Origin of the sequence: Nostoc sp. (genome assembly GCF_036917535.1) — a bacterium.
Taxonomy (GTDB): Bacteria; Cyanobacteriota; Cyanobacteriia; order Cyanobacteriales; family Nostocaceae; genus Nostoc.
On sequence record NZ_JBALDA010000057.1, the window covers coordinates 39,374 to 66,044 of the forward strand.

The following is a 26,671-nucleotide window of genomic DNA, read 5'->3' on the forward strand; positions in this document are numbered from 1 at the left end:
TTGGTCATTGGGCATTGGGCATTGGGTATTGGGGAGGCTGTGCGTTGGGCGGGTTTCCCGACTTGAAGCAACTGCCATCATTGGGCATGGTTATTTCCCTTGTTCCCTTGTCTCCCAGTCCCCAATCCCCATAGTTTAAGTTTCTCATTAGTCTGTCTGAATCAATCTTCAGACTCAGGACTTAGGACTCAAGACTTTGTTCCGTGGTAATATCAGTCACACGAAACCGCAAAAAGCCGTGGCTACTGCATTTAAATCTCATCGGACATCAAGAAGGCGTAAACATTCAACGTATCCTCTCCTGCGTTTGCTGGAGTATGGACACCAGTATCGTAAACAAATTTGGCTGGCAACTATTTATTCTATCCTCAATAAATTTTTCGATTTAGCACCACCTGGCTTAATTGGTGTGGCAGTGGATGTGGTAGTCAAGCAACAGGATTCCATAATTGCACAGTTAGGAGTACGCGATGTCTTTGGACAATTTTTGATTATTTCCTTGCTCACTGTGATCATTTGGATATTAGAATCGGTTTTTGAGTACGCCTACGCTCGACTTTGGCGAAATTTGGCTCAGAATATTCAGCATGACTTGCGTTTGGATGCATACAAACATTTGCAAGACTTGGAATTGGCTTATTTTGAAGAACGCAGTACTGGCGGTTTAATGTCTATCCTCAGTGATGATATTAACCAATTAGAGCGGTTTTTGGATGGAGGAGCGAATGATATCATCCAAGTTTCCGCAACTGTTCTAATTATTGGCGCTGCTTTCTTTATTTTGGCTCCTAGTGTAGCGTGGATGGCTTTGTCACCGATGCCATTTATCCTTTGGGGTTCTTTTGCTTACCAACGACTACTTGCGCCTCGCTACGCTAATGTTCGCGAAAAGGTAGGTTTTCTCAATTCGCGTTTGTCAAACAATATCAGTGGAATTACTACTATTAAAAGCTTTACGGCTGAAGCTTATGAAGCCTATCGTTTGGAATTAGATAGTGACGCTTATCGCCGCAGTAATTGGAAAGCAATTACTCTTTCTGCTGCTTTTGTGCCGCTAATTCGGATGCTAATTTTGGTGGGTTTCACGGCATTACTTTTATATGGCGGGATGGCCGCGGTTTCTGGAGCAATGTCTGTAGGTACTTACAGCGTATTAGTGTTTTTAATTCAGCGTTTGCTGTGGCCTTTAACTAGATTAGGCGAAACATTTGACCAATATCAAAGGGCAATGGCTTCTACTAATCGAGTTATGAATTTATTGGATACTCCGATCGCCATTCATACAGGTAATGTGGCGTTACCTGTGGCTGAAGTGCGCGGTGAAGTGCAATTTAAAAATATTTATTTTGCCTATAAAGATAGATTTGCAGTAATTAAAAATTTGTCTTTGGATGTTCCGGCAGGAAAAACCATTGCGATTGTCGGTTCAACTGGTTCTGGTAAAAGTACTTTAGTCAAACTTTTATTGCGGTTGTATGAGGTGCAAGCTGGAAGCATTACTCTCGATGGCATTGATTTGCAAAGTTTGAATTTACAAGATTTACGCCGCTGCATCGGTTTGGTGAGTCAAGATGTCTTTCTATTTCATGGCACTGTAGCGGAGAATATTGCTTATGGTAGCTTTGAGACTACAGAGCAAGAAATTATTACGGCGGCGAAGATAGCCGAGGCGCACGAATTTATTATTCAATTGCCCCAAGGTTATGAGACAACTGTCGGAGAAAGAGGACAAAAGTTATCTGGTGGACAAAGACAACGGATTGCGATCGCTCGTGCAGTTCTCAAAAATCCCCCGATTCTGATTTTAGATGAAGCAACCTCGGCAGTAGATAATGAGACAGAAGCAGCAATCCAGCGATCGCTAGAACGGATTACAGTCGATAGAACTACAATTGCGATCGCTCATCGTCTTTCCACTATTCGCAATGCCGATTGCATTTATGTCATGGAACATGGGAAATTAGTAGAGTCGGGAACCCATGAGCAATTGCTAGAGAAAGACGGTATTTATTCCGGCCTCTGGCGTGTACAGTCAGGCTTAAGATAAATTTCGCCTATTATTGTACATTCAAGGGTTTAAGACCCCTACGTCAAGTTGTAGCATATTTTGAGTCGAGGTTTAAACCTCCGAATCAAAATGTCTTTAATTTTGAATTTTGAATTTTGAATTTTGAATTGTTAACTGTGTCTTCATTACGAATTATTTATGTTTTTTGGTAATAGTCAACCAGAATCAGGTGATAACAAATGGCGTCGCCAGTTGGATAAGTTTGTCAAAGCAAATCAGCAAGAATTGGCGGCGCTGTTTTGGGGATTGTGGTTAGCAAATGGTGACAGTCAGGGTACTGTTGGTATTGATTTGCAACCAACGCCGCATTTTGTTTATTGTCCGAAAGAGCAGATAGAGAATTTAAATAATAAGGTTGAAAATCGGCTTCAGGAAATTTTGGGAATTGTCGAGAATCACAAGCCGGAAGTGGAAGTTGTAATGATTGGGATTGGGAAGGGGGAAATTAAGTTAATTCAGTTTGCACCGGAACCAGCACCACCGATTTGTTTTGAGCAAGCTGGTAAGGATGTGGATGGGTTATTGGATGTGCTGGAACAGCGGATGAGGGAGGAGATTGTTTTTTAACGCAAAAGAACGCAAAGGTAAGCACAAAGGAACGCAGAGAAAAGACTCTATTTATACCGCTCGCTGTGTTGATCTTTTTAACTAAATTAAAGCGATCGCTCACGATCTCAGCACCTCATCTAGAATCACAATCGGCAAGTTTGTGGCTGTCCTCAGTTGTCGATCGTTGCTGAGAAACTGAGTACAGCCAGATGTTGTAGCAGTCGCAATATGAATGGGCATCAGGTGTTCTCAAAGAAGGTGTGCTTGCACGTAGCCTTGCTGCTTCACGCAAGATGGTCTGACTTATTGGAATCAACTACATTTGAGGTGATCGCAGTAATCGCTCATAAGCATCAACCAGAAATGTATCCGAGTTTCTCAGTGGCACAACTAAGGTTTCCATCAGAGTTAGTTCACTGCTAAAGACTTCAAGGGTTCTCGCCTGAAGACTATTCCATAAGGTATTCAGCAACACCCCATAAGTCGGGGTCTGTTCGACTGCGTAAATAACTGTTACCGTATCGATGTATACACGAGCAGCATTTGGCAGAATTAGTTGTCCCATGCATCTCGTTCTGCTTCGAGGTCTCGATTGATTTCTTCTACACTTCTGCCAACAGGACGCTGTTTGTGGATTTCTTCAAGCAGGTGCATAATCGATTGTCCTTCTAGTGTCGTTTTTTGCTCTGGTATCAGGACAATTACCTCAATAGTTTGTCCTACAGAGGTTGAGAGTGTATCGTCAGGCAAAGTGATTTCAATTTTGTTGCCTGGTAACACTTTAGTTTCTATGCGTAATGCTGATTGCATCAAGCCTTCTCCTGATTTGGTTTCTTTTTAGCTATTGTTTGTTCTATGGACTCCCTATCGTTATCCATTGTGGCTCAAAAAGCGATTGCGAGCGCAACCATATCTCAACTATCAAAGGTGATCGCACATCATTCTACAATTTAGGTAGAGCGATCGCCCTCAGAACACCATCATTCCACCTCAGAACAGGAACGTTCTCACTCGGAGCAAAAACATTCTTATTTGAAACAGGAACGTTCTCACTTGGAACAAGAATATTCTCGTTTAAAACAGGAACGTTCTCACTTGAAACAGAAACGTTCTTGTTTGAAACATGAAACTTTGAGTTCAGAACAGGAAACTTGGAGATCAAAGCTTGATTGATGAGGTTGGGAACTTGAATTTTGCTATTGTGAAGAGAGGCGATCGCGCAAATCTGCTAAATTCTCACCACACTTAACAGTCCAAGGATGATTCACCCCTAACTGTTGCTCAAAAATCTCTAATGCTTGCAGATACAACGGTTCAGCTTCTACATAAAGTTCTTGCAAGTAGTAGAGTTTTGCCAGATTGTTGAGACTAAGGGCAAATAATGGATGTTTTTCTCCCAGCAGCTGACGCCTAAGTGTCAAAGCTTGGATGTAAAGGGGTTCGGCTTCGCCATATCTGCCTTGAGAGTCGTAGAGATATGCTAAGTTGTTAAGGCTAGCAGCGACATCTGGATGTTCTTCTCCCAGCAGCTTGCGCCAGAGCGCCAAAGCTTGGATGTAAAGGGGTTCGGCTTCGCTGTATCTACCTTGGGAACGGTAGAGTACCGCTAGATTGTTGAGGCTAGTGGCGACAGATGGATGTTCCTCTCCTAGCAGCTTGCGCTTGAGTGCCAAAGCTTGGATGTAAAGGGGTTCGGCTTCGCTGTATCTACCTTGGGAACGGTAGAGTTCTGCTAGGTTGTTGAGGATAGTGGCGACAGATGGATGTTCCTCTCCCAGCAGCTTGCGCCTGAGTGCCAAAGCTTGGATGTAAAGATGTTCGGCTTCACCGTATCTACCTTGAGAGTAGTAGAGTGCTGCTAGGCTGTTGAGGCAAATTGCGACATCTGGATGTTCTTCTCCCAGCAGCTTGCGGCTGAGTGCCAAAGCTTGGATGTAAAGGTGTTCGGCTTCGCTGTATCTGCCTTGGGAGTTGTAGAGCAACGCGAGGTTGTTGAGGCTAGCAGCAACATCTGTATGTTCTTCTCCTAGCAGCTTGCGCCTGAGTGCTAAAGCTTCGATACAAAGGGGTTCGGCTTCGCTGTATCTGCCTTGAGAGTTGTAGAGCAACGTAAGGTCATTGAGGCTAGTGGCGACATTTGGATGTTCTTCTCCCAGGAGTTGACGCCTAAGTGCCAAAGCATGTTGGTAAAGGGGTTCGGCTTCGCTGTATCTGCCTTGGGAACGGTAGAGTTCTGCTAGGTTGTTGAGGCTAGTGGCGACATGTGGATGTTCTTCTCCCAAGCGCTTTTTAGTGATTTTTAGACATTGTTCATACCAGGGTAAAGCTTGGTTATATAAACCTTGGCCATGATATAACCAAGCGTTACCGACAAAAGGCCAAAGTAAATCATCATCGCTGACGTATTGAATCAGATGATTCGCTACTTCAGCCAAATGAGGTATTACCGGGGTAACATCGGTGATTTGCTCAAGGGTGGGAGAATCAGGAATCTTCTTAGCAACTTCTACTATTACCCCGCAAAGCGATCGCTTAAATTCCTCTGCCTGTTCTAAACCTGTAAGCTGATATTGGAAAAACTCGCGCAACAGTGGATGCAATTGGTAAACTCCCTCATCTTTACGCTGGAGTAAATGCAAATTCAATAACTTATCATCCCGAATTTCCTCTAACTCTTCCTCATCTTCCTCAGTTAAACACTGTTCTACCAAATCCCAAGATATAGGCGCAGCAGCAAATAAACTTAATAAACAGCCCAACTGCTTATCATCGTCGTTTAATTCTTGCCAACTCAACTCAAAGGCTGCTAACACACCCCGTTGTGCTGTCATGTCGCCTTCTGGTTTATCCAAGGCGGGTTGTTCTAATCGCTTTTTCTCTAACCGTCGCAACATTTCTGTTAAAGAGAGGTCTTGTTTGCGCTTGAGATATCGCCCCACTAATTCCAAACCCAAAGGCAAATATCCTAACCACTCACACAACTGATTTGCAACAGCTAATTCTTGCTCAATTCGCTGTGGTGTTTCTTTAAAAAATGACTTTAATAACTCCAGTGCCGCTTCTGGTTGCAATACATCCAAGGATAATTGCTGAATAGATGCTCCTAAATATTGGCGCGTGGTAATCAATACTTTAAATCGGGAAGATGACGAAGGTAAATAAGGCTTAACCTGCTGATATTCTCCAACATCGTCTAAAACTAGCAGCACATCGCCCTCACGCCAATGCCGAAAGCAGTATTGCACTTGGGCGAAGACATCCAAACCTTCTGGTGGGTTAAAATCAAGATGAGTTCTGGCAAACTGCACAACTTGAATGCCCACATCAGCAGATTTTGCCAGCAACCAGCAAATTCCACCCTTATAAGTTTCGCGGTGATTCCTGGCATATTGTAGGGCAAGTTCTGTTTTACCAACTCCACCCATGCCAGCAACAGCAGCTATAGCCACTTGTTCATTTTCCTGCAAACGTTGGTGGAGACTTTGCAGTTCGTCATCACGTCCCACAAATTCCATTACCCCACTTAAGGGAATATTTTCGTAAAACGTCGGCTTAGGTTTAGCTTTTCTCGCTTCAGCACGCTGCACACCGGGTAATTCTTCTCTAAAGCGTTGCCATTCTGCATCAAATTTTCTCAAATTCCCATCTTTATCGCCTTTGTCACACCAAAGCGTCAGCTTAAAATGCCAATCTGCCGAGCCTCGCGGATGTTCGCGCAAATCTTCCAGAACACCCAAAAACTTAGCAAGTGCATTTAGTGAGTCTCGGACTTGTTCTGTGTTTAAATCGCTAAGTTCTGCCAGAACTCTTAGCTGTGTTCTTACTATTACTTGCTTCGGCGTTTCCCAATTTAGGGGAATTTGAGAAAGTTCGCTGTTTTCTATCTCATCATTGGCATAAGCCAACAACCTTTCTAATAGCCGCCTTACCCGCTCTTTGACATCATCGCCATAGCTAAAACGTGCCATCGGTTACTTTTACTCAAATTTGCAACAAAGTTTGGAGAATCCCCAAACTTAATCTAGCATCCCCAAACTCAAATCTCCGGGTATTCACCTATTACAGCCAACAAACAACAGTATTTGCTTTCACGTACTACCCCAAATTTACCGTTGCCTCAGTATTTAAGGTGAAACAAATGCAAAAGGCAACGAAATCTAACAATATTAAAAAGCTGGTGACAATTTTACTATTTGTGATTCCCTTAATTGCAGAGTGGTTAATTCCAGGTTCAGGTATTTTCATTGAAATTGCCTTTCTAATTTGGGAATTGCTGGAACCACAGGAGACAAACGAGGATGATTTGAAGTAAAAGTAATATGTAGGGTGGAATGTCACTTACTTAACCTGGATTTAGATCCCTGACTTCTTCAAGAAGTCGGGGATGTGGGCAGCTACTAACGCTAAACTCATAGTATGACTACCAAAATCACAACCCAAATGCAGGCTGATAAATACCCTTTTGCTCAAGAACTGATTACTGATATGGAAGGTAATATCCGCAAAGTAGTCATAGATTTTGATGACTAGTTATTACCCCATAGTAAGGTGGGGATTAAAATGCCCACCCTAGTTGCCTAAACTAACGTTGGTGTATTTGCACGTTTTACTTGAGGTGTTGCAACCATCCGCATTCCGGCTGGTGCAGCTAAAGTTAACCCACGGCGCACAGGACGCACGGGACGTTTATTCACTAGCGAAACTTGAAATTCTGACAAAACAGTTGCCAAGACAATTTTCATTTCATACTGGGCAAATGCCATGCCAATACAGCGACGATTACCGCCGCCAAAGGGTAAATATTCATAAGGTGAATATTGTCTTCCTAAAAAGCGTTCTGGTTTGAACTGCTTGGATTGTGGGTAAACTTCTTGGCGATGATGCGCTAAATAAATACTGGGGACTATTGCCGTTCCCTCTCGCAGTTCGTAGCCCATAATTGTAATTGGGTTCTTCACAATCCGCACAAAAGCAGTCATGGCAATTGGGTAAATTCGCAATGTTTCTTGGCAAACAGCTGTCAAATACGGCAATTTAGCCACACTACTCAAATCGGAGTTAACTCCAATGGTGTTGAGTTCCTTTAGCAACTTCTCACGCACCTCTGGTAAATGGTCAATCCAATAAAAAGCCCATGTCAATGCCGAAGCGGTAGTTTCATGTCCCGCAACTAGCAGGGTCATTAACTCGTCGTGTAATTCTTCATCTGACATCCCTTGACCATCGTCATAACGAGCCGCCATCATCAAACTTAAGATATCTTGGCGATTTTGATCGAGTTGGGCCCGACGTTCTCGAAGCAAAGCATAAATAAGTTGATCGATTTTTTGCCGTTGTTGCAGAATCCAACCCCAAGGACTCCGTGCACCAAAATCTTTTTGGATGAATTGGAAGAAGAAGGCGCTGGACATTACGGGCGAATTGATGAAATCTAGTAAATCACTTAGCGATCGCCTCAGTTCCTCAAATAGCTGTCCTTCATGCAAACCAAATACAACCCGGAGAATAACACGCAAGGTGATTTCTTGCATCGACCTACGGATATTAAAAGGCTTACCAATTTGCCATTCATTACTCACTTGTCGAGTTATTTCCCGAATTTCTTTGCCATAAGCCCGCATTCTTTCGCCATGAAAGGGAGGAGCTAATAATTGCCGTTGGCGCTGGTGGCGATCGCCATCTGATAACATAAAGGAGCGATCGCCAAGTAAAAATTTTAGTCCTATGTTCCCCTTGCCAACCTCAAAATGCCTGGAATCAGCAGTAAAAATCTGCTCAAGCGCTTGGGGTTGACTAAAATATACTAGATGGTTATCCGAGCGATTACTCCTGATCGTGAAAGTGTCACCGTAGGTTTGGGCAAAATCATCCACATATTTCAGTGGCTGACTAATAAACTTGATCATCCTTAGCCAGCGCGGCATTTGGGGGCCATCAGGCAAATTGTAAGTTGTTGTCATAAAATTTTGTGGAGTTAATGGCTTCTGAATTTTATTGTTACGACTTTTCATGTTATTTAAGGTTACAGAAAGCGCTATATTCATCATTGGGGACTAGGGACTGGAAACTGGGGACTGAAAAAGAAGACAAAGAGGATAATAATAACTCTTGTACAGACGCGATTAATCGCTCTTGTACAGACGCGATTAATCGCGTCTCTACTTTTAACTCAGCACTCAGCAACGCCAGTTGCTTCAACGGGGGGAACCCCCGCAACGCACTGGCTCCTCCTAACTCAGCATTCAAAAGGCAGCATCGGAAGCAAGTAGTGCCAAAAATCATCGCTATTCTCAACGGTAAAGGAGGAGTCGGTAAAACGACTACCGCAGTCAATCTAGCTGCAAACTTTGCGAAGAAAAAAAAGGTACTGCTGATTGATGCAGATATTCAAGGTTCTGCCAGTTGGTGGTTTGGGCGCAGTCAGCAGGGAATGGGATTTGATTTATCTCAAGAAACAGATCCCACACTTTTAGGTGATTTAGCAAAGATAACAGGTTACGATTTAGTAGTGGTAGATACACCTCCCGCGCTACGCTCTGAAGCATTAGTGGCGGTAGTTGCGATCGCAGATTATCTAGTTTTGCCTACACCCCCAGCCGCAATGGATTTAGCAATCCTCGTGGAAACAGTCAAGGAAGCCGTCATCCCAGTGGGAACCCCCCATCGGGTATTGCTCACCAAAGTCGATACGCGCAGTCTGGGGGAAGCACAAGAAGCAAAAAACACTTTGACTCGCTTAGGTATTCCTACTTGTAATACCTTTATCCGTGCCTATAAAGCTCATGAACGAGCAGCACTAGAAGGTGTAGCGATTACTCAATGGCGAGGAGGAAATGCACGGGAGGCGGAATTAGACTACCGCCGTGCAGCTGATGAATTACAGCGTGATTGGAGAAAATAAGAATGGCTAGGAAACAAAGTCTCTCTGATTTACTACAAGAAGAGGCGCAAAAATTTACACCCCCAGAAGGTGAATCTGCGATCGAAGTTACAGCCGAAAAAATTGCCGCAGAACAGGCTTCATCTGATGAGGAATCGTCAGCACAAACACTTGAGCCAACTTCTACTAAACGCACAAGTCCCACTAAAGCTGATTTAGAAGCAACTGTCAAAGAATTGACAAGTAGTTTAGAAACAAGCCACAAAAAAGAAGCATCTCTTGTACAAGAAATTGCTGATTTGCAATCAAAATTATCTAAACAAAAAACCTTTGCATCAGAACAAAAATCATTACTAGAACAGCTAACAAAAGAACTTGATGAAACCAAAAAAACAGCACTGCAACTTGCAGAAGCCAATTCCCAACTGATAGAAGAAATGAATGCTTTCAAACAACAAGCAGAACAAAAAGCAGCAGAAAAATCTAAACTTGTTGTCAAAGAAAGTAGCGCGATCAAACCAGTAAAAGACCACTACAATCCACTTACCTACAAAAAATCACATCGGTCATCGGAAACACTAGCTCAAAATCAACCTCAAAATCAACCAAATGAGTATCCTGATAGTTCTAATGAGATGTGGTTACTTGATTAGAGTCAGTTAATCAGTTAGGTAAAGGTTAATTGTACAAATCAAAATCTATGGCACTGCTTCATTTATCCGTCATTCTCGCAGTGCCATTTCTGACGCAATTCATGATTGTGTTGTTGAAGCTTTAGTATATCCTCAAGACAAGCGCGCCTATCGGTTCCTTTCCTCTTGAACCTGATGATTTCATCTACCCCGTAGGACGTTCAGAGAAATACATCATCATTGAGATTAGTATGTTTGAGGAACGCACTATTGAAACGAAAAAGAAACTAATTAAGTTGTTGTTTTTCCGCTTATCCGAACAAGTTGCAATTGCACCTGTAGATATAGAAATCACGATTACAGAAACCCTAAAACACAACTGGGGTATCCGGGGAACAACAGGAGATGAATTAAACCTAAATTACCAAGTGCAAGTCTAAATCTTTGGAGTTTATTGAGAGTTAGGGTATGTTTAAACTCGAAAGTCTAAAATATGCTGCGCAGTGATTTGTGGTTGTTCCAAATGTGGGAGATGACCACAATCTTGAATCCAAGTAAGAGTACTGTGTGGAATTGCCCTTTTAAATCTTATGGCATCTTCAGTACCCAAAATTTTATCAGAATCGCCCCATAAAATTAGTGTTTGTTGTACAATTTGTGATATTATTTCAAATCTAAAAGCACTGTAACCACCACTTTTAGTGAAAGAAATCAGAGCTTGATGCCAACTCGGCATTTGTAAGTGTAATGCCCCACAATATAAAGCATCGATAGAGGCAAGAGTTTGATTTTTATATCCAATGCGGGAAACGCGATCGCGCACCTTCAGATTACTCAAAAACTGAGTTGCTAAATAATCTAATGGGGGAAACATGAATTTGCTCAATAGCGAACCACCCGCCAATCCCGCACTATCAATTAACACCAGCTTTTTGACTGTTTCTGGGTAAGCCAGTGTAAAATCAATCGCCGTCGCACCCCCCATCGAAGCGCCCACCAAAATCACAGGTTGGTTAATTAGACTTTTCCAGAAATAATAAAGATGGGTTTTAATCGCAGTTGGGCTATAGGCAATTCCTGAGAGTCTATCTGTAAACCCAAAACCCAACAAATCCACTGCCCAAGTTTCATTATCTTTAGAAAGTAGTGGCAAAAGCCGCCGAAATTCTAATACAGAACTGTCAAAGCCGTGAATTAATAAAATCGGGGTTCCACCACACCCTTGCTTGACAAATGTTGTGGTAACTGCTTGATTAGTTAAAGGAGTAGCGATCGCAGTTGTTTGAATACTCCGAGCTAGTGTGATCGAAGTAGGTTCTGTGAGTTGCCCAACTGCTGTAGGAAGAAAATTCGGAAACATAAATTTTAGTTTGTCGTACTAGCTTGCTTCCACGCATAACTGATTTTGTTAAACAATAAACTTACACAATCTAAGATGCTGAGGTATTATTTATAATATATAAAACATAAACCAGTGAGTTATCAAAATATTCTAACTCCCAAAAGACGCGATTAATCACGTCTCCACCCCCCAAAAAATATGGCATCAAAGAAAGTTTTCCAAAATGTCAAAATGGGGACTAAACCCACGTACAATTAAAATCGCTTATCCCTTAATCCAGGAGCTAATGCCATGCCAATGGCGGTTGGCGTAATTGAAACTTTAGGTTTTCCGAGTGTGTTAGCAGCAGCAGATGCAATGGTCAAAGCTGCCGAAGTCACAATTGTGTATTATGGTCAAGCGGAAAGCGCTCGCTTGTTAGTCGCCGTTCGGGGACAAGTTTCTGAAGTAAATAGAGCTGTTGAAGCCGGAATCGCAGCTGGAGAGGAAGTAAAGGTTGGTACAGTAATTACCTACTACATCATTCCTAATCCTCCAAAAAATGTCGAAACCATATTACCAATCCATTTCACTGAAGAATCAGAACCTTTCCGCATCTTCTAAGCAATTTTGCTATTCATTATCTGTAGCGAAGCTTCGTACAATTAATTTGTAGCCCCCAGTTTATTCATACAGGAGATTAATAATGTCATTACAGGCAGTTGGAGCACTTGAAACTAAAGGTTTTCCTGCGGTGCTAGCAGCAGCAGATGCTATGGTAAAAGCTGGTCGAGTTACCCTCGTTGGTTATATCAGAGTGGGTAGCGCTCGCTTTACAGTTAATATTCGTGGCGATGTTTCTGAAGTAAAAACCGCTATGGCTGCCGGTGTTGAAGCCGCAGAAAATGTTTATGGCGGTACACTTGAATCTTGGGTGATTATTCCTCGTCCTCATGAAAACGTTGAAGCTGTTCTACCAATTGCTTATACAGAACAAGTCCAAGGGTATCGAGAATCTGTAGAAAATCCCATTGTTAGATCGAACAATCGATAGATTTAACCTCCTGTGGGGAAATTCAAAACAAAAAATTCCCATAAATGAATTTAAAGAGAAGTTTTTTGTCAGGCTTCTGACTATTAAAACTTTAGAAGATTACATTCCCTCTGTTTTTAGATTTTGCATAAGTTGAATTTTGAGGCAGAAGGAAAGCAACAGTCAAAGTCAATAGTCAAAACCAATATTGACTGTTGACTATTCATTTTTAGGAATCTAAAAGCTTTAAGAAGAACTTAGTAACATTGAAAGTGTAATTGTGACTGAAGCTAGTTTAAAAAAAGAGAAATTTGCCTATCAATTCCTACTATCTAGAATAGCGTAGGCATAGCCCGTCGTAGACATCGTTACATAGGATACTAAGACTAATTACACGCTATAGCGATAGTATTTATCTAATATTTTATACAACTTACTTACCAAACAACCTTTGAAAACGCTAATTACCATATATACACTTAATAAAACCAACAAATATCAGAAAATGTGACTTAATACGATTCAGCCAAGGTGCGATCCTCTTTAAAAAGCAGGGAATTAAGTCAACTTATCAGAGGCGTTGGGAAATCTTCTAGGGCAAATTCTCATTAATATAGCCGTAGTCACTAATGTTAGGACAGTATTGATCCCTCAAAGCCTTGACAAAACTGGGTTTTTACTCAGCACGGGCTAAACGCCCCGCTGACGCTAACAGCACTTTGCTATACCAAGAATATTTAGATTTAACTAAATATCTTACTACGTAAAGGGTTGTAGAGGGTTGAAACTTATACGGGTGGAATAACGTCTTGACATTGAGTTAAATTAGATTCGTTCCTCAATCTGTTACAAAATGTCAAATTTCCGCGATATATTTCGTGCAAAGTGTATTTCCACAACTTTAAGCAGATTTTTGTTCTCAACTACAAAACATAACTTTACAAAAAGTTTAAATGAGTATAATGCTTCCAAATGCCTGATATACATTGGTTTTGGACAATTCTCACTGCCAGCAAAACATCAATGTAGAAAATTCTGCATAATTTTAATGAATTCAGACGTAATAAAAGTAGAATCACTGAGCTATTTTCATGAAATTCATGAAATTCATGAAATCTGGGGCAGCTACCAGTTAAACAATTAGGTGGGACGAATGGGGGTTGTGATGCAAACTTCAAAATTGAGTTTCGAGGAATGCAATCTCACTATGACAACGGATGTGGAAAAACTGGCTCTAGATTGGCAAAAGCGCTTGGCTGTGGAATGTCCAGAGCAAAATGAAGCCGCGAGGCAAAGCATTATTATCTGGCTGTTGGGATCTGATTCAAAACGGTTCGATCTGTTTAATCCTAAAGAACTTGATATCGCTAAACAAGCGATGGAATATCGCTGGAGGATTTTACGTCAACGCTACTTGGGGCTAGGACGAGAACGTGCTTATCGCAACTTGATAACCCGATTGGGAAGTTTAGTAACATTACGGAATAAGATTCAGACTTGGGTTTCCCTCAGCCGCGATCGCCAGCGTAGTGTCATCGATGTGTTACAAGAAGTACTTCAAGAACTACTCCAAAGTGACAGCCAGATGCAACAACAAATGGTTGATATTGCCAAATATACAACCGATAGACGATTGGGGGATGCTTTATTATTTGCCAGTGTAGAAGAATATTGTCTGCGGCCAGTACGGAATCAACCCCTATTAGCTTACCGATTTGTGAATTATTTGCGTCGCACTCAGCGCGGTGGTTTAACCCAAGTACCAAACCGTGACTTGGTTAGACTAGTGTCAGAAGAAGTTCTTACAGACGACAGTGACAATCGAGTTAACTTAGTCGATAGTCAGGCGATCGCAGAATATCAAGAAGCACAACAACTAGAGGAACAACAGGGGCTGCGTCAATCAGTACAAAAAGAATTTGAAAATTATTTACAAGAAAATCTGGGAACAGAAGCAGTAGAATGGCTACGATTGTATCTGCAAGGTAAGTCCCAGGAAGAGATCGCCAAAAAACTGAATAAGCCGACTAAAGAAGTTTACCGTCTGCGAGAAAAAATTAGTTACCATGCTGTACGTGTTTTTGCCCTCAAAGGGAAACCAGAACTTGTAGATAGCTGGCTCTCAATTTCCTTGCAAGAACATAACTTGGGATTAACCCAAAACCAATGGCAACAACTTGATGAAAAATTGACTCCTCTAGGGCGGCAGATTTTAAATTTGCGGAGAGCAGGTAATTCAATAGAAGCCATAGCCGAACAATTAAAACTCAAAACCCATCAAGTGCTAGGCGAATGGACAAAAGTCTATCTTGCAGCCCAAGGTTTAAGAACCCAAGAGTAGCCTGTAGTAGAAAATGGAGCATGGGGGAGTGGGGAGCAGAGGAGGAAGGGAGAATAATTAATAACCAATACCCAATGCCCAATACCCAATCTTCAGTATTATCCCCAGTCCATAATCTAAAATTCATCTTCTACTTACATTTACTTAAGTATATATAATTTAAATTTTAACAATTTAACAAAGTATCTTTATTAACTACTTATGAAATTAGAGGCAAAATATAAGTAAACACCAACGAATCAAATCTATGTTGTCTTCAAAGGGTGAACTAAATGATACCGCAGCAAATGGACAGCAAATGCTAACTGCCGCTCAAACTAGGTGGGAGGAAGGAAGTGATCGCGAACAAATATTCCACCTGATTGATAATCTTTTGTCCTTTGAAGCTTGCCTCTACCACCAAATTTTGCCCTTTGGATTAGAAGACAAAAACCTCTTGCTAGGCATGGTACATCCACAAGAGAGCGAAGCCCTAGATTATGTTGGTCGTATTTTGTCTTCTATCAATTGCACACTGATGATTGAGGCGATCGCAGCCGATGCCCACCGCAGAATACTATCAGCCTACCTCAACTATAAGAATACATCCCAGCTAGATGCAAAACTTATGCATCAGCCAACAGTGGACTTTCCCCCAACAAATAGCCGAGCTACGATTACTGACATACCTAGTCCTTCCTTAGATGCCGACTCAAAATCAAATCAACAACCAATATTGATGGTGTTTCAGACACAAGAGCGTCAAAATTATAGACAGCGGGTAGACTTGCCTCCTATCCTAGAGCTAGACCAATCATCTCAAACTACGACGTTCTTGACCCCTATTTCCAGAACTCAACAGGAAGAAAATTCTGAAGCCACATCATCAAACAATTTACCTTTTTCTCCCACACAAGCTTCCGAACTACTGAGTTCTATTGAGTTGTTAAAAACACTGCCACCAAAAAAATTATTAGAAGAATTACTAGGACGAATCTTGGCTGGGGGAATTGGTCGTCTGTACTTAGAAAGACAAGCTTATGAAGGCAGAATACTGTGGAGTGACAATGGAATTTTGCAGTCTGTATTAGACAAACTGCCGCTCTCAGTTTTCCAAGGAGTACTGAATGAATTAAAGCGGTTTGCTTCCCTGCCTATAATCACGGTTGCAGAACCAAAACAGGTAGAAAAAGAATATGTATATCAAAAAAATCGCTTATTATTACGCTTGCGAGTCATGCCGGGAATCTACGGCGAAGAGGCAACACTCCAAGTATTGCGGGGAGCAGCATTAAAATTCTATCAACAACAACAATTGACACGTCTAGGGCGCGATGCTTTGGGAATTTCTCAGCAACTAAGCATCAAGTTACATGAACTACAAGAACGACTTTTACTGAATCCTAACCTTGATTCTCAGCAATTAGAGGCTTTAGTTGTCCTGAATCAATTAGTGAAAAATTTAGACCAACAGATCAAAATACTGGCACTAGATAGCAATCTACCAACAAAGAGTAAATCATCCGTCAGTAAGTGAAAACGCTGATTTCGTTCGCATACATAATTGTTATGTTGTAATGGAATCCTAGATTAATAAAGCTTAGAGATTTATCTCTAAATAAATACAAATTTGGTGATCGTATTCTAAGTAAGATTACGGTTTAAACAAACTTAATAGTAGCAAAGTTAGTTTCCCGCTCTTAAATCCTATTGTTGCAAATATTTCATGCTAACTGAGGTTTTTAGTGAACTTTTCCCCTTAATGAGTACAGCCAATCCACAGACATTGGAATGGTTACTCAACTTTGCAATTGAACATGAATACCCATCTGGGCGAGCTGTTGTGATGGAAGATGCCTGGGGTAACGCCGTTTACTTCGTGGTTTCTGGTTGGGTCAAAGTCCGGCGTACCGTCGGGGAAGATTCAGTAGCTCTAGCAATTTTTGGTCGTGGCGATTTTTTTGGAGAAATGGCAATTTTGGATGAATCTCCACGCTCAACTGATGTCATTGCCCTTTCACCTGTGAAGTTGCTTAGTATCTCCAGAGAGCGGTTTATTCAAATATTGTTTAAAGACCCACAGTTACATCACCGAATGTTGCAACTGATGGTGAGGCGATTGCGGCAAATTAATCTGCGCTTACAAATGCGGTCTTCACCACCAGCTGTCAAACTCGCTCATACCCTAGTGACTTTGGGTGAAAGCTATGGTCAAGAATCAGATTTAGGAAGAGAAATTTTTAACATTCCCTTTAAAGATTTAGCAGAGGTGACAGAAATTGGTGTTGAAGAAACCACTAAAATCATGGAAAAGCTGCATGAAAAAGGGTGGATTAACATTAACAGTGCCAACAACATCATTTATCTTGTGAACTTCAAACAATTGATAAACTTGGCTGGCAAAGTGTGATTGCTTTATCCAATAAAAATTTACGTATAAAATTGGTATAATCACTATATCTTTTGTGCGGCGGTATACAGATATTAAATATACAGGTAAATACATTTTAGTATGTCTATAGCAGAGAATGAAGCAAGTTCTTATTTGTTCTTGTGTAGGCATGTTTTAATTAATCTTCATCCTCAGAATTATTCTTCAACTCGCGTAGGCGGCGTATGTTATCACGTTTTACCGTTAGCAGTGTGGGTTCTGTGGTACTGTTTTCTAGCAATTGCCTCAAATCATCCTCAACATTCTTTTTGGCGATAATCACTGCTGCAAATACGTTTTTTTAGAGGTATGCCTTTTTTAAGAATACGGCTAATTGCTAAAGCAGCATTAAAATTTTTACAACCATTTTCAATGAGTTCTACAATTTTTTGCCTTACTTAATAGGGCTATCACTGTAATTGGTGGCGAGGGATAGATTAGCGATGTCTACAACGGGCTACGCCTACGTACCCAAAATTATTGTTAATCCAAATCCAAATCATTATCATTGACTTTCTGGATAACTTCCTCTTTTTCCTTTTGAGCTTCAGCCTGTTTTAATTTGAACACTGGGACAAACGATTGAGCCAAATTCAGTATAGGATATCAGCTTTTGTGCCAATAAACTGGGTTTGACTACCAGCCGCAGCAAATAAAAGTCAAAAGTTAAAAGGCAAATTTGTCATCATGGGAGAAATTACCTATCGACTATTAACTCAGCACACAAGATGACTGAAGCAACAGCAACTCGTTCTAACACCTACATTCAGGAAACTGGGCCAACGATTCATTACCTGGTGGCAATGTCCCAACCAGAAACCCATCTGTTTGAGGTGACTTTACGCCTTGTGGATTATCCCTCACCGATTCTCAATTTAAAATTGCCCGTTTGGACACCAGGTTCCTATTTAGTCCGGGAATACGCCAAGAATTTACAGGATTTTGCCGCTTTTGCTGGGGATAAGCCTTTGCCTTGCCAAAAAATCAGTAAAAATCATTGGCAGGTAAACAAAATAGGTATTTCAGAATTAACTGTACGTTACCGCATTTTTGCGAATGAGCTATCGGTACGGACAAATCACTTAGATGCTACCCACGGTTATTTCAATGGTGCGGCACTATTTTTTAGAATATCTGGCTGGAATAAGCAACCCATTCGCGTCACCATCGTACCACCACAGCCGGAATGGCAGGTAACTACTGCCCTACCACACGTTGGTGAAGAAACGAATACTTTCTTAGCTAGCGATTTTGATACTCTGGTTGATACTCCCTTTGAGATTGGTAGCCACCAATTGTATAAATTTGAGGTATTAGGAAAACCTCATGAATTGGCAATCTGGGGGCAAGGTAATTACCAAGTTCAGCAGCTGATTGCTGATATCCAAAAAATTATTCAGGTAGAAGCGCAGATGTTCGGTGGTTTGCCATATCAACGATATGTGTTTCTGCTACATTTATTTAGCCAAGCTTTTGGCGGTTTGGAGCATAAAGACTCTTGCTCCTTAATTTACCAACGTTTTGGATTTCGCGCTCAGGATAAGTACCATCGCTTTCTTCAATTAGTTGCACACGAGTTTTTTCACTTGTGGAATGTCAAGCGAATTCGTCCAAAAGCATTAGAGGTTTTTGATTACGACCAAGAAAACTACACACCATCACTGTGGTTTTGTGAGGGCACTACTAGTTACTACGATTTGTTAATTCCTTTGCGGGCAGGAATTTTTGATGTTAAGTCGTATTTGAATAACTTGAGCAAAGAAATTACTAGATATGAAATGACACCAGGGCGCAAGGTACAACCTGTTTCTGAATCGAGTTTTGATGCTTGGATAAAACTCTATCGCCCGGATGCCAATAGCGGTAATTCCCAAATTTCCTACTATTTAAAAGGAGAAATGATATCGTTGTTGCTGGATTTGCTGATTCGCTCTACTCACAACAATCAGCGCTCCCTTGATCAGGTGATGCTGAAAATGTGGCAGCAATTTGGGCAAGCTGAAATTGGCTATACCCCAGAACAGTTACAGGAAGTTATCGAATCTGTTGCCGGAATTGATTTGACTGATTTCTTTAAACGCTATATTGATAGTACTGATGATTTGCCTTTCAATCAGTATTTAGAACCCTTTGGCTTGCAGTTGGTAGCCGAACAGCAAGAAGAACCTTACCTGGGCGTGAGAATAAATACAGAAAATGGGCGGGAGATGATTAAGTTTGTAGAGATTGGTTCACCTGCACAAGTAAGAGGAATTGATGCAGGTGATGAGTTGTTAGCAATTGATGGGATTAAGGTAACGGCGGGTGGCTTAAGCGATCGCCTCAAAGATTATCAACCAAACGATACCATTCAAGTCACCGTTTTCCACCAAGACGAACTCCGTACTTATTCCATTACCCTTGCATCACCACATGCAACTAAATATCAAGTAAAGCCTGTTGAGCATCCTAACTCCAAACAGCAGCAAAACTTTGCTGGATGGCTTGGGGCTGCGATCGCAACTGTTTAAAAGGGCATTGGGCATTGGGAAGAGACAAGGAAGACAAGGGAGAGATTTGTTCAATAATTCCCCCTTGTTCCCCTTGTCCCCTGCTCCCCTGTTCCTTTGTCCCCTTTCCCTAGTCCTAAGCTGTTCTCACCGCCCCAGAGTAAATCAAACCTCGTTGCAGATCCAGCGTTATAATCGCTCCATCTCGAATCACTTGTGTTGCCTGCTTCACGCCCACAATCACTGGTACACCAAGACGTAAGCCAATCACTGCTGCATGACTTGTGAGACTTTCTTCTTCAGTAATAATCCCGGCAGATTTCCGAATTGCCTCGACAAAATCGGCACTAGTGCGGGGTGCAACCAATATGTCTCCGGGATTAAAGTTACTCACATCCATACCAGTACTTGCCACCCGTGCGCGACCACTCACTGAACCTTGTCCTAGTCCAATTCCGTGACCTAGTACTGCCGTTACTACCTCTACCTTAATCAAATCTGTAGAGCCAGAAATTCCCTGGAGTGTACCAGCAGTCATCACTACTAAATCTCCCTGGGACAGTAACTTAAGTTCCTGAGCCACGTTAATCGCAGCTTGAAAAGTCTGACCAGTGGAAGGTAATCCTAGCACCAACAGCGGTTTGACTCCCCACACCATCTGTAGCTGCCGCGCCACATTTACATGGGGTGTCACTGCCAAAATTGGTGTGTGAGGACGAAACTTAGAGACATTGCGAGCTGTTGCCCCTGTTTGGGTTAGGGTCATGATTGCCGCTGCACCTAGTTGTTCGGCAATTTGACCAACAGCTTGACTAATCGCATTGGGAATGGAGCGGCGGGCATCCCTCAAAGAACGTAAGTTTAAGTGTTGGGCTTCTTCCTGCTCCATACGTTCGGCAATTCGCGCCATCGTCGCCACTGCTTCTACAGGGAAGCAACCCACGGCGGTTTCATTGGAGAGCATCACCGCGTCCGTGCCATCTAAAATCGCGTTTGCCACATCTGATACTTCAGCGCGAGTGGGACGGGGATTGCTCACCATGCTGTCTAACATTTGAGTAGCGGTGATGATCGGAATCCCCAAGCGATTTGCTGTGGCAATTAGCCGTTTTTGCAGTACCGGCACATCTTCTGCTGGCAATTCTACCCCTAAGTCGCCTCTGGCAACCATCACGCCATCACACAAAGCCAGAACCGCTTCCATTTGTTCAATGGCTTCATGCTTTTCAATTTTGGCAACTACTGGCACTTGCTTGCCTGTACTGGAAATTAGTTCTTTAATTTCGATCATGTCTTGGGGATTGCGGACAAAGGAAAGTGCTACCCAATCGACACCCTGATCTAGACCAAACATTAGATCCTCTCGGTCTTTGTCGGTCATTGCCTTAATTGACAGGTAAACGCCGGGAAAGTTTACGCCTTTATTGTTAGAAAGTTTACCAGGCACGGTGACGCGACAATGCAAATCACCTTTGTCCCGGTTAATTTCCTCCACCAGCATTTCTACTCGTCCATCATCAAGGAGGATTTTTGCCCCAACTGGGACTTCTTCGGCTAAATAATCGTAGGTGACACAGCTAATTTCTTGCGTACCGATCACCGGACGATTTGTCAAGATAAAGCGATCGCCTTTTGCCAAAACTATAGATCCGTTGTCAAACTTTCCCAAGCGAATTTTTGGGCCCTGCAAGTCTTGGAGAATAGCCACTGGCTGATTTAGTTCAAAAGCGGTTTGCCGAATTAAGCGAATACTACGTTGATGGTCGGCATGAGTTCCGTGAGAGAAGTTTAGCCGCAACGTTGTGGCTCCCGCTTCAATAATCGCCTTGAGTATTTCAGGACTGCTAGTGGCGGGGCCAATAGTAGCGACAATTTTTGTCCGGCGCAGAGAATCTCTTAATTGCATAGGGGCTGAAGTTAGGGAGCTATCTGGGAAGTCATCGTAACTTAAGTGGCATCTCCTTTTCAGTCACTGCTATATCAATAAGATATAAGCAGTTAGAGAGGGTTTATGGGAGAGTGGGGGCTGTGGGATAGACTAGATATAGTACATCAATCTTGTATCCATCTTCCTGACGAAGGAGTTTATCCCATCAACTTCTTATATCAATTCTTTATGAAGATGCACAGAATATTAAACGAACCGCCAAGTACGCCAAGAATAGAGAGTTACTCATTTAGTGCAGCTTCACATTAAATTGGTATTACCAATTGTCATACCCCACTTATCAGTAAAGACTAGGCTTCGTCTGGAATCATAGCGTTATTCATCTGCTGATATGCAAAACTGTGGATAAATCTTGCTATATAAAACTTTGCAAAACTTTATTATTCACTAAATATTTATCGTATATTCGTAATGTCTGCTTAAGAAGGAGTCAATCTTAAAGATGATCGCATCGGAGGCACAAAAGCCACTGACAATCCCACCCAAGGAATTTTTAGCGCCTCCTGGTAATTTCAATCCGACGCTGCTGTTGTTTTCTGTAGCTGTGGCTATGCTGGTGTTATCCAACTTTGGTTACTGGCTTTGGGAATGGCCGCACTGGCTATGCTTTTGTGTGAACACGATTGCCTTGCATTGTGCTGGAACGGTAATTCATGATGCCTGTCACCAATCTGCCCATCGCAACCGAGTGATGAATGCGATGTTAGGTCATGGCAGTGCATTGATGCTAGCTTTTGCTTTTCCAGTATTTACGCGGGTGCATTTACAGCATCATGGTCATGTTAACCATCCTAAAGATGACCCAGATCATTATGTCTCTACGGGTGGGCCGCTGTGGTTGATTGCAGTGCGGTTTTTGTACCACGAGGTGTTTTTCTTTCAACGGCAACTGTGGCGTAAATATGAGCTACTAGAATGGTTTATTAGCCGCTTAATTGTCGGTGTAATTGTTTATATATCAGTGCAGTACCACTTTTTGGGTTACATTCTCAATTTTTGGTTTATACCGGCTTTTGTAGTCGGGATAGCACTAGGATTATTTTTTGACTATTTACCCCATCGTCCTTTTGCGGAGCGCGATCGCTGGAAAAATGCTCGCGTTTATCCTAACCCAGTTCTCAATATTCTAATTATGGGACAGAATTACCACTTAATTCATCATTTGTGGCCTTCGATTCCTTGGTATAATTACCAGCCCAGCTATTATCTGATGAAGCCTTTGTTAGATGAAAAAGGATGTTATCAAACTTCAGGATTATTGCAGAAAAAGGACTTTTTTGAGTTTGTTTATGACATTTTTCTAGGAATTCGGTTTCATCACTAAAAAGAATGAGTTGTTGTATGAAGCTGGCTGCACCAACGTGTCAAAAATCTCTGATTTCAACAACCACACCCGGAGCGATCGTTTCTAGGACACTATGAACACTGGGTATCAATGGAAGCAAATCAGGCAGGCGATTACTAGACGCCACTAGAACAATGACCGCAACTCCAGCCTGTTGTAAGTTTTGCTGATATCGTAAGTTTTGGTCTGTTGTCAGGAGAATCGTGAAACTCTCCTATCTCATCAATTGCAAAAGTTCACCATTCTTTTTGCCTGACCATCCCATTTCCACAACTGTGCGTACCTGATAATCAGTGAGTTCACGCCTCAAGGGTTGTGGAACACACTCATCAAGCAGAATTCGCATAGGCGGTTAGCATTTCCTTTGCTAATTCGAGAGTGGCGATCGCTTGCTCACGTCTGACACTGGGAAAGTGATCTAAAAACTCATCCAGTGAGTCACCCGCTTCCAGATAATCGAGCAAGGTTTTTATCGGCACACGAGTACCAACAAAAACAGGGGTTCCTCCCAATATATCGGGGTCGCTATGAACAACACGCGATCTGGATGTCATATAGTTAGCTTGTCTGCAACAGACTATCTTCCGATCTTAGCTCTAGTTGTTTTGGAAATCTCAGCATATATGCTATTGTCCCCTAGCAGAGTGCGATCGCTACCTGATAAAACTGCATCATGACCAACGCTAGCCTGCTAGCAGATACCTTAATATAGAAGCAAATACGCCATCTTGTTATGGAATTAAATGCTTTAGAGGATGTCTGAGCAAAGTTTGACAGGTTGTCTTTTGACGCAACTATTCTTTTAAATTATTGTTCCTAAATACTGGTGGAAAAATAGCATCAAAAATCTTTTAATTTTCCTTTAATTGCCTTTCCTCAGTTAGCCTGGTCTACTTCGTTTACTCTTATAAATTCTATGTTCCACTTTACGCTAGAAAAGAATTTAGGATGGCTATTATTACTTTCAGTTCTGATTGTCACACCAGTTAATGCTCATACTGAAAAGGTATCACAAGATGTGGGCGGGATGCTGCATATTGAACCCCATGACGATCCTCAAGCTGGTAAAACCGCTCATGTTTGGATTGTCCTCACCCGTAAAGGTGGGCAACTAATCCCCCTGACACAATGTAACTGTCAGTTGGCTATCTACCCTCAACCTCACAGTGAAACTGATACGCCATTGCTGAAGCCAAGTTTACATAATGTATCAACCAAGCAATATAAAAGTATTCCCGGAGCCGAGATCGTATTTCCCAAAGTAGGAGCTTATGATTTGGAGTTAAGCGGTACTCCAAAATCTGGAGCTAGTTTCAAGCCCTTTGTGTTGTCTTACACTGTCACTGTCGGCTCATAAAAGCTTTGTAATTCCAATGCGATCGCCTCTAAAGCGGTAGCCATGCCCAATGCCCCATTCCCAATTCCCAATGCTCATAATTTAAAATCCTGCCAAACGGTGTGAAGGGTTCAAACTCAGGGATGATGAGTAATTAGCAATTAAATTGACAAAATCACACTATAAAGAGTGATATTAAGCGATAGATAGGGCTTGTAAAGGACTAACGGGCATGATTAAATCTTGGATGGTGATTGGGGGCGTGGCTTTTTTGGTTGCTTTAGCAGCGAACGTGGTTACGTCTAGCGATCGCCAATGGTTCAAGCGTTTACAACGACCAAGATGGCTAACTTTTGAGGGTGCAATTCCGATTATTTGGACTGTAATATTTATTTGCGGTGCTTGGTCAGCTTATATTGTCTGGGAAAAAGACCCAGGTAGCACCTCAACCTGGTTAATCATGGGTTTATATCTGCTATTAGAAATTGTTACCATTGCTTATACGCCTGTAATGTTTAAGCTTCGCAGTCTGAAAGTGGGTACAATTCTCGGTGGCACAGGTTTAATTATTAATATTTTATTGATACTTGCAGTCTTAGGGTTTTCTGGTTGGGCAGCACTATTACTAGTTCCTTATTTGCTCTGGAGTCCCATTGGTACTTATACCACTTGGGAGATGATCCGTCTCAATCCTCAAGATGCCTAGTACCGCAGGGCGGAAGTCAAAAGTATTATGGAATTGGTTTCTCTATCTGGATTTTATGAATCCATCGGTAACAATTGTTTTCAGATTGGTCTAAGAATTGCACCAGAGAATGATTAAACATCTAGTCTAAATTGTCAAACTTGCAATGTATGACTTGACAAAATACACAAAACTTGAGTGCATTATGATTCCATCTTGGATAATAATTGGGGCTGTAACTTTCTTGATCGCCCTTGGTAGTTTCTTGATTACGCCGCGTGACGTTAAATGGTTTGCACGATTAAGTCGCCCTCGCTGGCTAGTTTTTGAACCGCTGATTCCGGTCATCTGGACTGTGATTTTTATCAGTGGTGCAGCTTCAGCTACTATTGTCTGGCAAAAAAAACCCGGAAGCCTAATTACTTGGCTATTAATGGCTTTGTATCTCGTGGTAGAACTTATCACCGTCGCCTACATACCTCTAATGTTGAGATTTCGCAGTCTCAAAACCGGGGAAATTTTTGGGCTAATAGGTTTGATTTTAGCCGTTGTCCTGGCAATCTGCGTTTTACCGATTTCTTTTATAGCGGCGCTGTTACTTCTTCCCTATCTAATTTGGACTCCTATTGGTACTTACACCACCGACGAGTTAAGAGAGTTAAATCCTCAAGATGCATAACGCATCTATGAAAGACGCCCATAACGTGCGGTGACAGGATTGGCTGGATTGGATTGATTATTCAGCCAAGCCCACATTTGATCGCCGACAGAAAAATGCCACCACTCTCTAGGATTGCGTTGAAAGCCGGCTTTTAACATTACATCTTGCAATCGCTGACGGTGAAGATGATACTTTTGCGTTTCATAGCGATCGCTATTGGCATAATAATCGGGATGCGATCGCTCTGACATTTCATCAATTGGCGAACCCATATTTACTATTTGCCCTGCATCATCTACTAGCGTCACATCTACCGCCCCACCAGTACTGTGAGGAGGCGGAGTTTTTGCATCTAAACTCGGTGCAGCCCAAATTGCATAAACCGCTTCCCAAATCTCTTGGCGTTGATTTAGTGATAACTCCACCTCAGTTAGTCCTCTATTCTGCACTGCTTGGGCGAAGCTGTAATCTACCATAAACTGCTGGACTGCGATCGGGCGATAGGCATCAAAAATTTGGATATGCCAGTTAGGATGCAGGAGATTAAGATAACTTTGCGCTTGGAGCAAATTTTCAATAACGCTTTGACGGAGATAATAGGGGGAGCGATCGCCATAAGGCGCACCTAACTTTTCATAAGGATGGGGAGATTCTACCGCAAACAATTCTAAAGGAATCTTAGTTAGCGGTTCACCACACTCAAAAATCGGGATTTGATGATAAGGTCTCATCTAGTCAGCCATGCAGGACTTACGGATTTTAACGCAAGCATAGCATTGTGCGTACAATACCAATTTTTCTCAATCCTGAACAATAAACCAAAAACTTTTTTCTAAAGGGCGATGCCTACGGCGGGCTACGCCTACTCTAATAATCTGCTACGTATACAAAGTTACATAGCCTTTCCTAATCATATAAGGTACATCATAGTCCCCTCTCGAAGAGCTTACGGTGTACACACAAATATTTTCGT

General features: G+C 42.0%; 26 protein-coding genes and 2 pseudogenes. 16 read left to right on the forward strand and 12 right to left on the reverse strand.

Annotation, left to right across the window (positions count from 1 at the left end; genetic code table 11):
* Nucleotides 1-4 precede the first annotated feature (4 nt).
* On the reverse strand, nt 5-148 hold the full coding sequence (locus tag V7K56_RS18705; RefSeq protein ID WP_334912367.1) for a hypothetical protein: 144 nt from the start codon (nt 146-148) through the stop codon (nt 5-7).
* Nucleotides 149-238: 90 nt separating this feature from the next.
* Between V7K56_RS18705 and V7K56_RS18710 the strand changes: the two genes are divergently transcribed.
* Both V7K56_RS18710 and ccmS read left to right on the forward strand, forming a co-directional pair.
* Entirely contained in the window at nt 239-2,047 is a 1,809-nt protein-coding gene (locus tag V7K56_RS18710; RefSeq protein WP_334912369.1) for an ABC transporter ATP-binding protein, read from the forward strand.
* Between the two features lie 159 nt (nt 2,048-2,206).
* Nucleotides 2,207-2,635: a beta-carboxysome assembly chaperone CcmS gene (gene ccmS, locus V7K56_RS18715; protein ID WP_334912372.1), complete on the forward strand. Its 429-nt coding sequence runs from the start codon at nt 2,207-2,209 to the stop codon at nt 2,633-2,635.
* Nucleotides 2,636-2,734: 99 nt separating this feature from the next.
* Here ccmS and V7K56_RS18720 read toward each other — a convergent pair whose 3' ends face one another.
* From V7K56_RS18720 to V7K56_RS18735, 4 genes are all read right to left on the reverse strand, one after another.
* Nucleotides 2,735-2,857, reverse strand: a complete 123-nt coding sequence (locus tag V7K56_RS18720) for a hypothetical protein (protein ID WP_334912374.1) — start codon at nt 2,855-2,857, stop codon at nt 2,735-2,737.
* 76 nt (nt 2,858-2,933) lie between these two features.
* Nucleotides 2,934-3,182, reverse strand: a complete 249-nt coding sequence (locus V7K56_RS18725; protein ID WP_334912376.1) for a hypothetical protein — start codon at nt 3,180-3,182, stop codon at nt 2,934-2,936.
* Nucleotides 3,170-3,427 carry a hypothetical protein gene (locus V7K56_RS18730; RefSeq protein WP_334912378.1) on the reverse strand — a complete coding sequence of 86 codons (258 nt, stop codon included), beginning with the start codon at nt 3,425-3,427 and terminating at the stop codon, nt 3,170-3,172. The genes V7K56_RS18725 and V7K56_RS18730 overlap by 13 nt, the downstream gene beginning before the upstream one ends.
* A 386-nt stretch (nt 3,428-3,813) precedes the next feature.
* On the reverse strand, nt 3,814-6,585 hold the full coding sequence (locus V7K56_RS18735; RefSeq protein ID WP_334912380.1) for a tetratricopeptide repeat protein: 2,772 nt from the start codon (nt 6,583-6,585) through the stop codon (nt 3,814-3,816).
* Nucleotides 6,586-6,755: 170 nt separating this feature from the next.
* Between V7K56_RS18735 and V7K56_RS18740 the strand changes: the two genes are divergently transcribed.
* The gene (locus V7K56_RS18740; protein ID WP_334912382.1) at nt 6,756-6,929 is read left to right on the forward strand and encodes a hypothetical protein; all 174 of its coding nucleotides are present in this window, start codon (nt 6,756-6,758) and stop codon (nt 6,927-6,929) included.
* A 265-nt stretch (nt 6,930-7,194) separates the two neighbouring features.
* Here V7K56_RS18740 and V7K56_RS18745 read toward each other — a convergent pair whose 3' ends face one another.
* Nucleotides 7,195-8,577, reverse strand: coding sequence for a cytochrome P450 (locus tag V7K56_RS18745; protein ID WP_334912384.1), 1,383 nt, complete (start codon nt 8,575-8,577; stop codon nt 7,195-7,197).
* A 308-nt stretch (nt 8,578-8,885) separates the two neighbouring features.
* Between V7K56_RS18745 and V7K56_RS18750 the strand changes: the two genes are divergently transcribed.
* The 3 genes from V7K56_RS18750 (at nt 8,886) to V7K56_RS18760 (ending at nt 10,569) form a co-directional block, all read left to right on the forward strand.
* Nucleotides 8,886-9,518, forward strand: a complete 633-nt coding sequence (locus tag V7K56_RS18750; protein WP_334912503.1) for a ParA family protein — start codon at nt 8,886-8,888, stop codon at nt 9,516-9,518.
* Nucleotides 9,519-9,520: 2 nt separating this feature from the next.
* The gene (locus tag V7K56_RS18755) at nt 9,521-10,150 is read left to right on the forward strand and encodes a hypothetical protein (RefSeq protein WP_334912386.1); all 630 of its coding nucleotides are present in this window, start codon (nt 9,521-9,523) and stop codon (nt 10,148-10,150) included.
* Nucleotides 10,151-10,368: 218 nt separating this feature from the next.
* Nucleotides 10,369-10,569, forward strand: a complete 201-nt coding sequence (locus V7K56_RS18760) for a tautomerase family protein (protein WP_334912505.1) — start codon at nt 10,369-10,371, stop codon at nt 10,567-10,569.
* Between the two features lie 32 nt (nt 10,570-10,601).
* Here the strand turns inward: V7K56_RS18760 and V7K56_RS18765 are convergent, their stop codons facing one another.
* Nucleotides 10,602-11,489 carry an alpha/beta fold hydrolase gene (locus V7K56_RS18765; protein ID WP_334912388.1) on the reverse strand — a complete coding sequence of 296 codons (888 nt, stop codon included), beginning with the start codon at nt 11,487-11,489 and terminating at the stop codon, nt 10,602-10,604.
* A 273-nt stretch (nt 11,490-11,762) separates the two neighbouring features.
* On the opposite strand from V7K56_RS18765, the gene V7K56_RS18770 reads away from it, so the two are divergent.
* From V7K56_RS18770 to V7K56_RS18790, 5 genes and pseudogenes are all read left to right on the forward strand, one after another.
* Nucleotides 11,763-12,074 carry a BMC domain-containing protein gene (locus V7K56_RS18770; RefSeq protein WP_334912390.1) on the forward strand — a complete coding sequence of 104 codons (312 nt, stop codon included), beginning with the start codon at nt 11,763-11,765 and terminating at the stop codon, nt 12,072-12,074.
* Nucleotides 12,075-12,156: 82 nt separating this feature from the next.
* The gene (locus tag V7K56_RS18775; RefSeq protein WP_322727986.1) at nt 12,157-12,504 is read left to right on the forward strand and encodes a carbon dioxide-concentrating mechanism protein CcmK; all 348 of its coding nucleotides are present in this window, start codon (nt 12,157-12,159) and stop codon (nt 12,502-12,504) included.
* Nucleotides 12,505-13,636: 1,132 nt separating this feature from the next.
* Entirely contained in the window at nt 13,637-14,824 is a 1,188-nt protein-coding gene (locus V7K56_RS18780) for a HetZ-related protein 2 (RefSeq protein WP_334912394.1), read from the forward strand.
* Between the two features lie 955 nt (nt 14,825-15,779).
* A pseudogene (locus tag V7K56_RS37140) lies at nt 15,780-16,340 on the forward strand (pilus assembly protein PilB); the annotation flags it as partial.
* 189 nt (nt 16,341-16,529) lie between these two features.
* Complete coding sequence (locus V7K56_RS18790) at nt 16,530-17,213, forward strand: Crp/Fnr family transcriptional regulator (RefSeq protein ID WP_334912398.1); 684 nt, start codon at nt 16,530-16,532, stop codon at nt 17,211-17,213.
* A 48-nt stretch (nt 17,214-17,261) separates the two neighbouring features.
* Here the strand turns inward: V7K56_RS18790 and V7K56_RS37145 are convergent.
* Nucleotides 17,262-17,366 (reverse strand): annotated as a pseudogene (locus V7K56_RS37145) (DUF6888 family protein); the annotation flags it as partial.
* Between the two features lie 7 nt (nt 17,367-17,373).
* Nucleotides 17,374-17,517 carry a hypothetical protein gene (locus tag V7K56_RS18795; RefSeq protein ID WP_334912400.1) on the reverse strand — a complete coding sequence of 48 codons (144 nt, stop codon included), beginning with the start codon at nt 17,515-17,517 and terminating at the stop codon, nt 17,374-17,376.
* A gap of 445 nt (nt 17,518-17,962) precedes the next feature.
* Here V7K56_RS18795 and V7K56_RS18800 point away from each other — a divergent pair, with 445 nt between their 5' ends.
* Nucleotides 17,963-19,744, forward strand: a complete 1,782-nt coding sequence (locus tag V7K56_RS18800) for a M61 family metallopeptidase (RefSeq protein WP_334912402.1) — start codon at nt 17,963-17,965, stop codon at nt 19,742-19,744.
* 115 nt (nt 19,745-19,859) lie between these two features.
* Here the strand turns inward: V7K56_RS18800 and pyk are convergent, their stop codons facing one another.
* Entirely contained in the window at nt 19,860-21,629 is a 1,770-nt protein-coding gene (pyk, locus tag V7K56_RS18805; RefSeq protein WP_334912404.1) for a pyruvate kinase, read from the reverse strand.
* A gap of 484 nt (nt 21,630-22,113) precedes the next feature.
* Between pyk and crtR the strand changes: the two genes are divergently transcribed.
* The gene (gene crtR / locus V7K56_RS18810; RefSeq protein WP_334912406.1) at nt 22,114-22,995 is read left to right on the forward strand and encodes a beta-carotene hydroxylase; all 882 of its coding nucleotides are present in this window, start codon (nt 22,114-22,116) and stop codon (nt 22,993-22,995) included.
* Between the two features lie 350 nt (nt 22,996-23,345).
* On the opposite strand, the gene V7K56_RS18815 is transcribed toward crtR, so the two are convergent.
* The gene (locus V7K56_RS18815; RefSeq protein ID WP_334912408.1) at nt 23,346-23,570 is read right to left on the reverse strand and encodes a DUF433 domain-containing protein; all 225 of its coding nucleotides are present in this window, start codon (nt 23,568-23,570) and stop codon (nt 23,346-23,348) included.
* Between the two features lie 362 nt (nt 23,571-23,932).
* On the opposite strand from V7K56_RS18815, the gene V7K56_RS18820 reads away from it, so the two are divergent.
* The 3 genes from V7K56_RS18820 (at nt 23,933) to V7K56_RS18830 (ending at nt 25,716) form a co-directional block, all read left to right on the forward strand.
* Nucleotides 23,933-24,373: a hypothetical protein gene (locus V7K56_RS18820; RefSeq protein ID WP_334912410.1), complete on the forward strand. Its 441-nt coding sequence runs from the start codon at nt 23,933-23,935 to the stop codon at nt 24,371-24,373.
* Between the two features lie 211 nt (nt 24,374-24,584).
* Nucleotides 24,585-25,058, forward strand: a complete 474-nt coding sequence (locus tag V7K56_RS18825) for a TspO/MBR family protein (protein ID WP_334912412.1) — start codon at nt 24,585-24,587, stop codon at nt 25,056-25,058.
* 184 nt (nt 25,059-25,242) lie between these two features.
* Nucleotides 25,243-25,716: a TspO/MBR family protein gene (locus V7K56_RS18830; RefSeq protein ID WP_334912414.1), complete on the forward strand. Its 474-nt coding sequence runs from the start codon at nt 25,243-25,245 to the stop codon at nt 25,714-25,716.
* Nucleotides 25,717-25,721: 5 nt separating this feature from the next.
* Here V7K56_RS18830 and V7K56_RS18835 read toward each other — a convergent pair whose 3' ends face one another.
* Complete coding sequence (locus V7K56_RS18835; protein ID WP_334912416.1) at nt 25,722-26,429, reverse strand: M15 family metallopeptidase; 708 nt, start codon at nt 26,427-26,429, stop codon at nt 25,722-25,724.
* Nucleotides 26,430-26,671: the final 242 nt, after the last annotated feature.

Coding starts and splice junctions, on each gene's coding strand:
- V7K56_RS18745 (WP_334912384.1), bottom strand. CDS start 8,577: ATGACAACAACTTACAATTTGCCTGATGGCCCCCAAATGCCGCGCTGG.
- V7K56_RS18825 (WP_334912412.1), top strand. CDS start 24,585: ATGATTAAATCTTGGATGGTGATTGGGGGCGTGGCTTTTTTGGTTGCT.
- V7K56_RS18775 (WP_322727986.1), top strand. CDS start 12,157: ATGTCATTACAGGCAGTTGGAGCACTTGAAACTAAAGGTTTTCCTGCG.
- V7K56_RS18735 (WP_334912380.1), bottom strand. CDS start 6,585: ATGGCACGTTTTAGCTATGGCGATGATGTCAAAGAGCGGGTAAGGCGG.
- V7K56_RS18765 (WP_334912388.1), bottom strand. CDS start 11,489: ATGTTTCCGAATTTTCTTCCTACAGCAGTTGGGCAACTCACAGAACCT.
- V7K56_RS18770 (WP_334912390.1), top strand. CDS start 11,763: ATGCCAATGGCGGTTGGCGTAATTGAAACTTTAGGTTTTCCGAGTGTG.
- V7K56_RS18755 (WP_334912386.1), top strand. CDS start 9,521: ATGGCTAGGAAACAAAGTCTCTCTGATTTACTACAAGAAGAGGCGCAA.
- V7K56_RS18705 (WP_334912367.1), bottom strand. CDS start 148: ATGAGAAACTTAAACTATGGGGATTGGGGACTGGGAGACAAGGGAACA.
- V7K56_RS18730 (WP_334912378.1), bottom strand. CDS start 3,427: ATGCAATCAGCATTACGCATAGAAACTAAAGTGTTACCAGGCAACAAA.
- V7K56_RS18800 (WP_334912402.1), top strand. CDS start 17,963: ATGACTGAAGCAACAGCAACTCGTTCTAACACCTACATTCAGGAAACT.
- V7K56_RS18780 (WP_334912394.1), top strand. CDS start 13,637: ATGGGGGTTGTGATGCAAACTTCAAAATTGAGTTTCGAGGAATGCAAT.
- crtR (WP_334912406.1), top strand. CDS start 22,114: ATGATCGCATCGGAGGCACAAAAGCCACTGACAATCCCACCCAAGGAA.
- V7K56_RS18725 (WP_334912376.1), bottom strand. CDS start 3,182: ATGGGACAACTAATTCTGCCAAATGCTGCTCGTGTATACATCGATACG.
- V7K56_RS18815 (WP_334912408.1), bottom strand. CDS start 23,570: ATGACATCCAGATCGCGTGTTGTTCATAGCGACCCCGATATATTGGGA.
- V7K56_RS18740 (WP_334912382.1), top strand. CDS start 6,756: ATGCAAAAGGCAACGAAATCTAACAATATTAAAAAGCTGGTGACAATT.
- pyk (WP_334912404.1), bottom strand. CDS start 21,629: ATGCAATTAAGAGATTCTCTGCGCCGGACAAAAATTGTCGCTACTATT.
- V7K56_RS18830 (WP_334912414.1), top strand. CDS start 25,243: ATGATTCCATCTTGGATAATAATTGGGGCTGTAACTTTCTTGATCGCC.
- V7K56_RS18790 (WP_334912398.1), top strand. CDS start 16,530: ATGCTAACTGAGGTTTTTAGTGAACTTTTCCCCTTAATGAGTACAGCC.
- ccmS (WP_334912372.1), top strand. CDS start 2,207: ATGTTTTTTGGTAATAGTCAACCAGAATCAGGTGATAACAAATGGCGT.
- V7K56_RS18820 (WP_334912410.1), top strand. CDS start 23,933: ATGTTCCACTTTACGCTAGAAAAGAATTTAGGATGGCTATTATTACTT.
- V7K56_RS18720 (WP_334912374.1), bottom strand. CDS start 2,857: ATGCCCATTCATATTGCGACTGCTACAACATCTGGCTGTACTCAGTTT.
- V7K56_RS18835 (WP_334912416.1), bottom strand. CDS start 26,429: ATGAGACCTTATCATCAAATCCCGATTTTTGAGTGTGGTGAACCGCTA.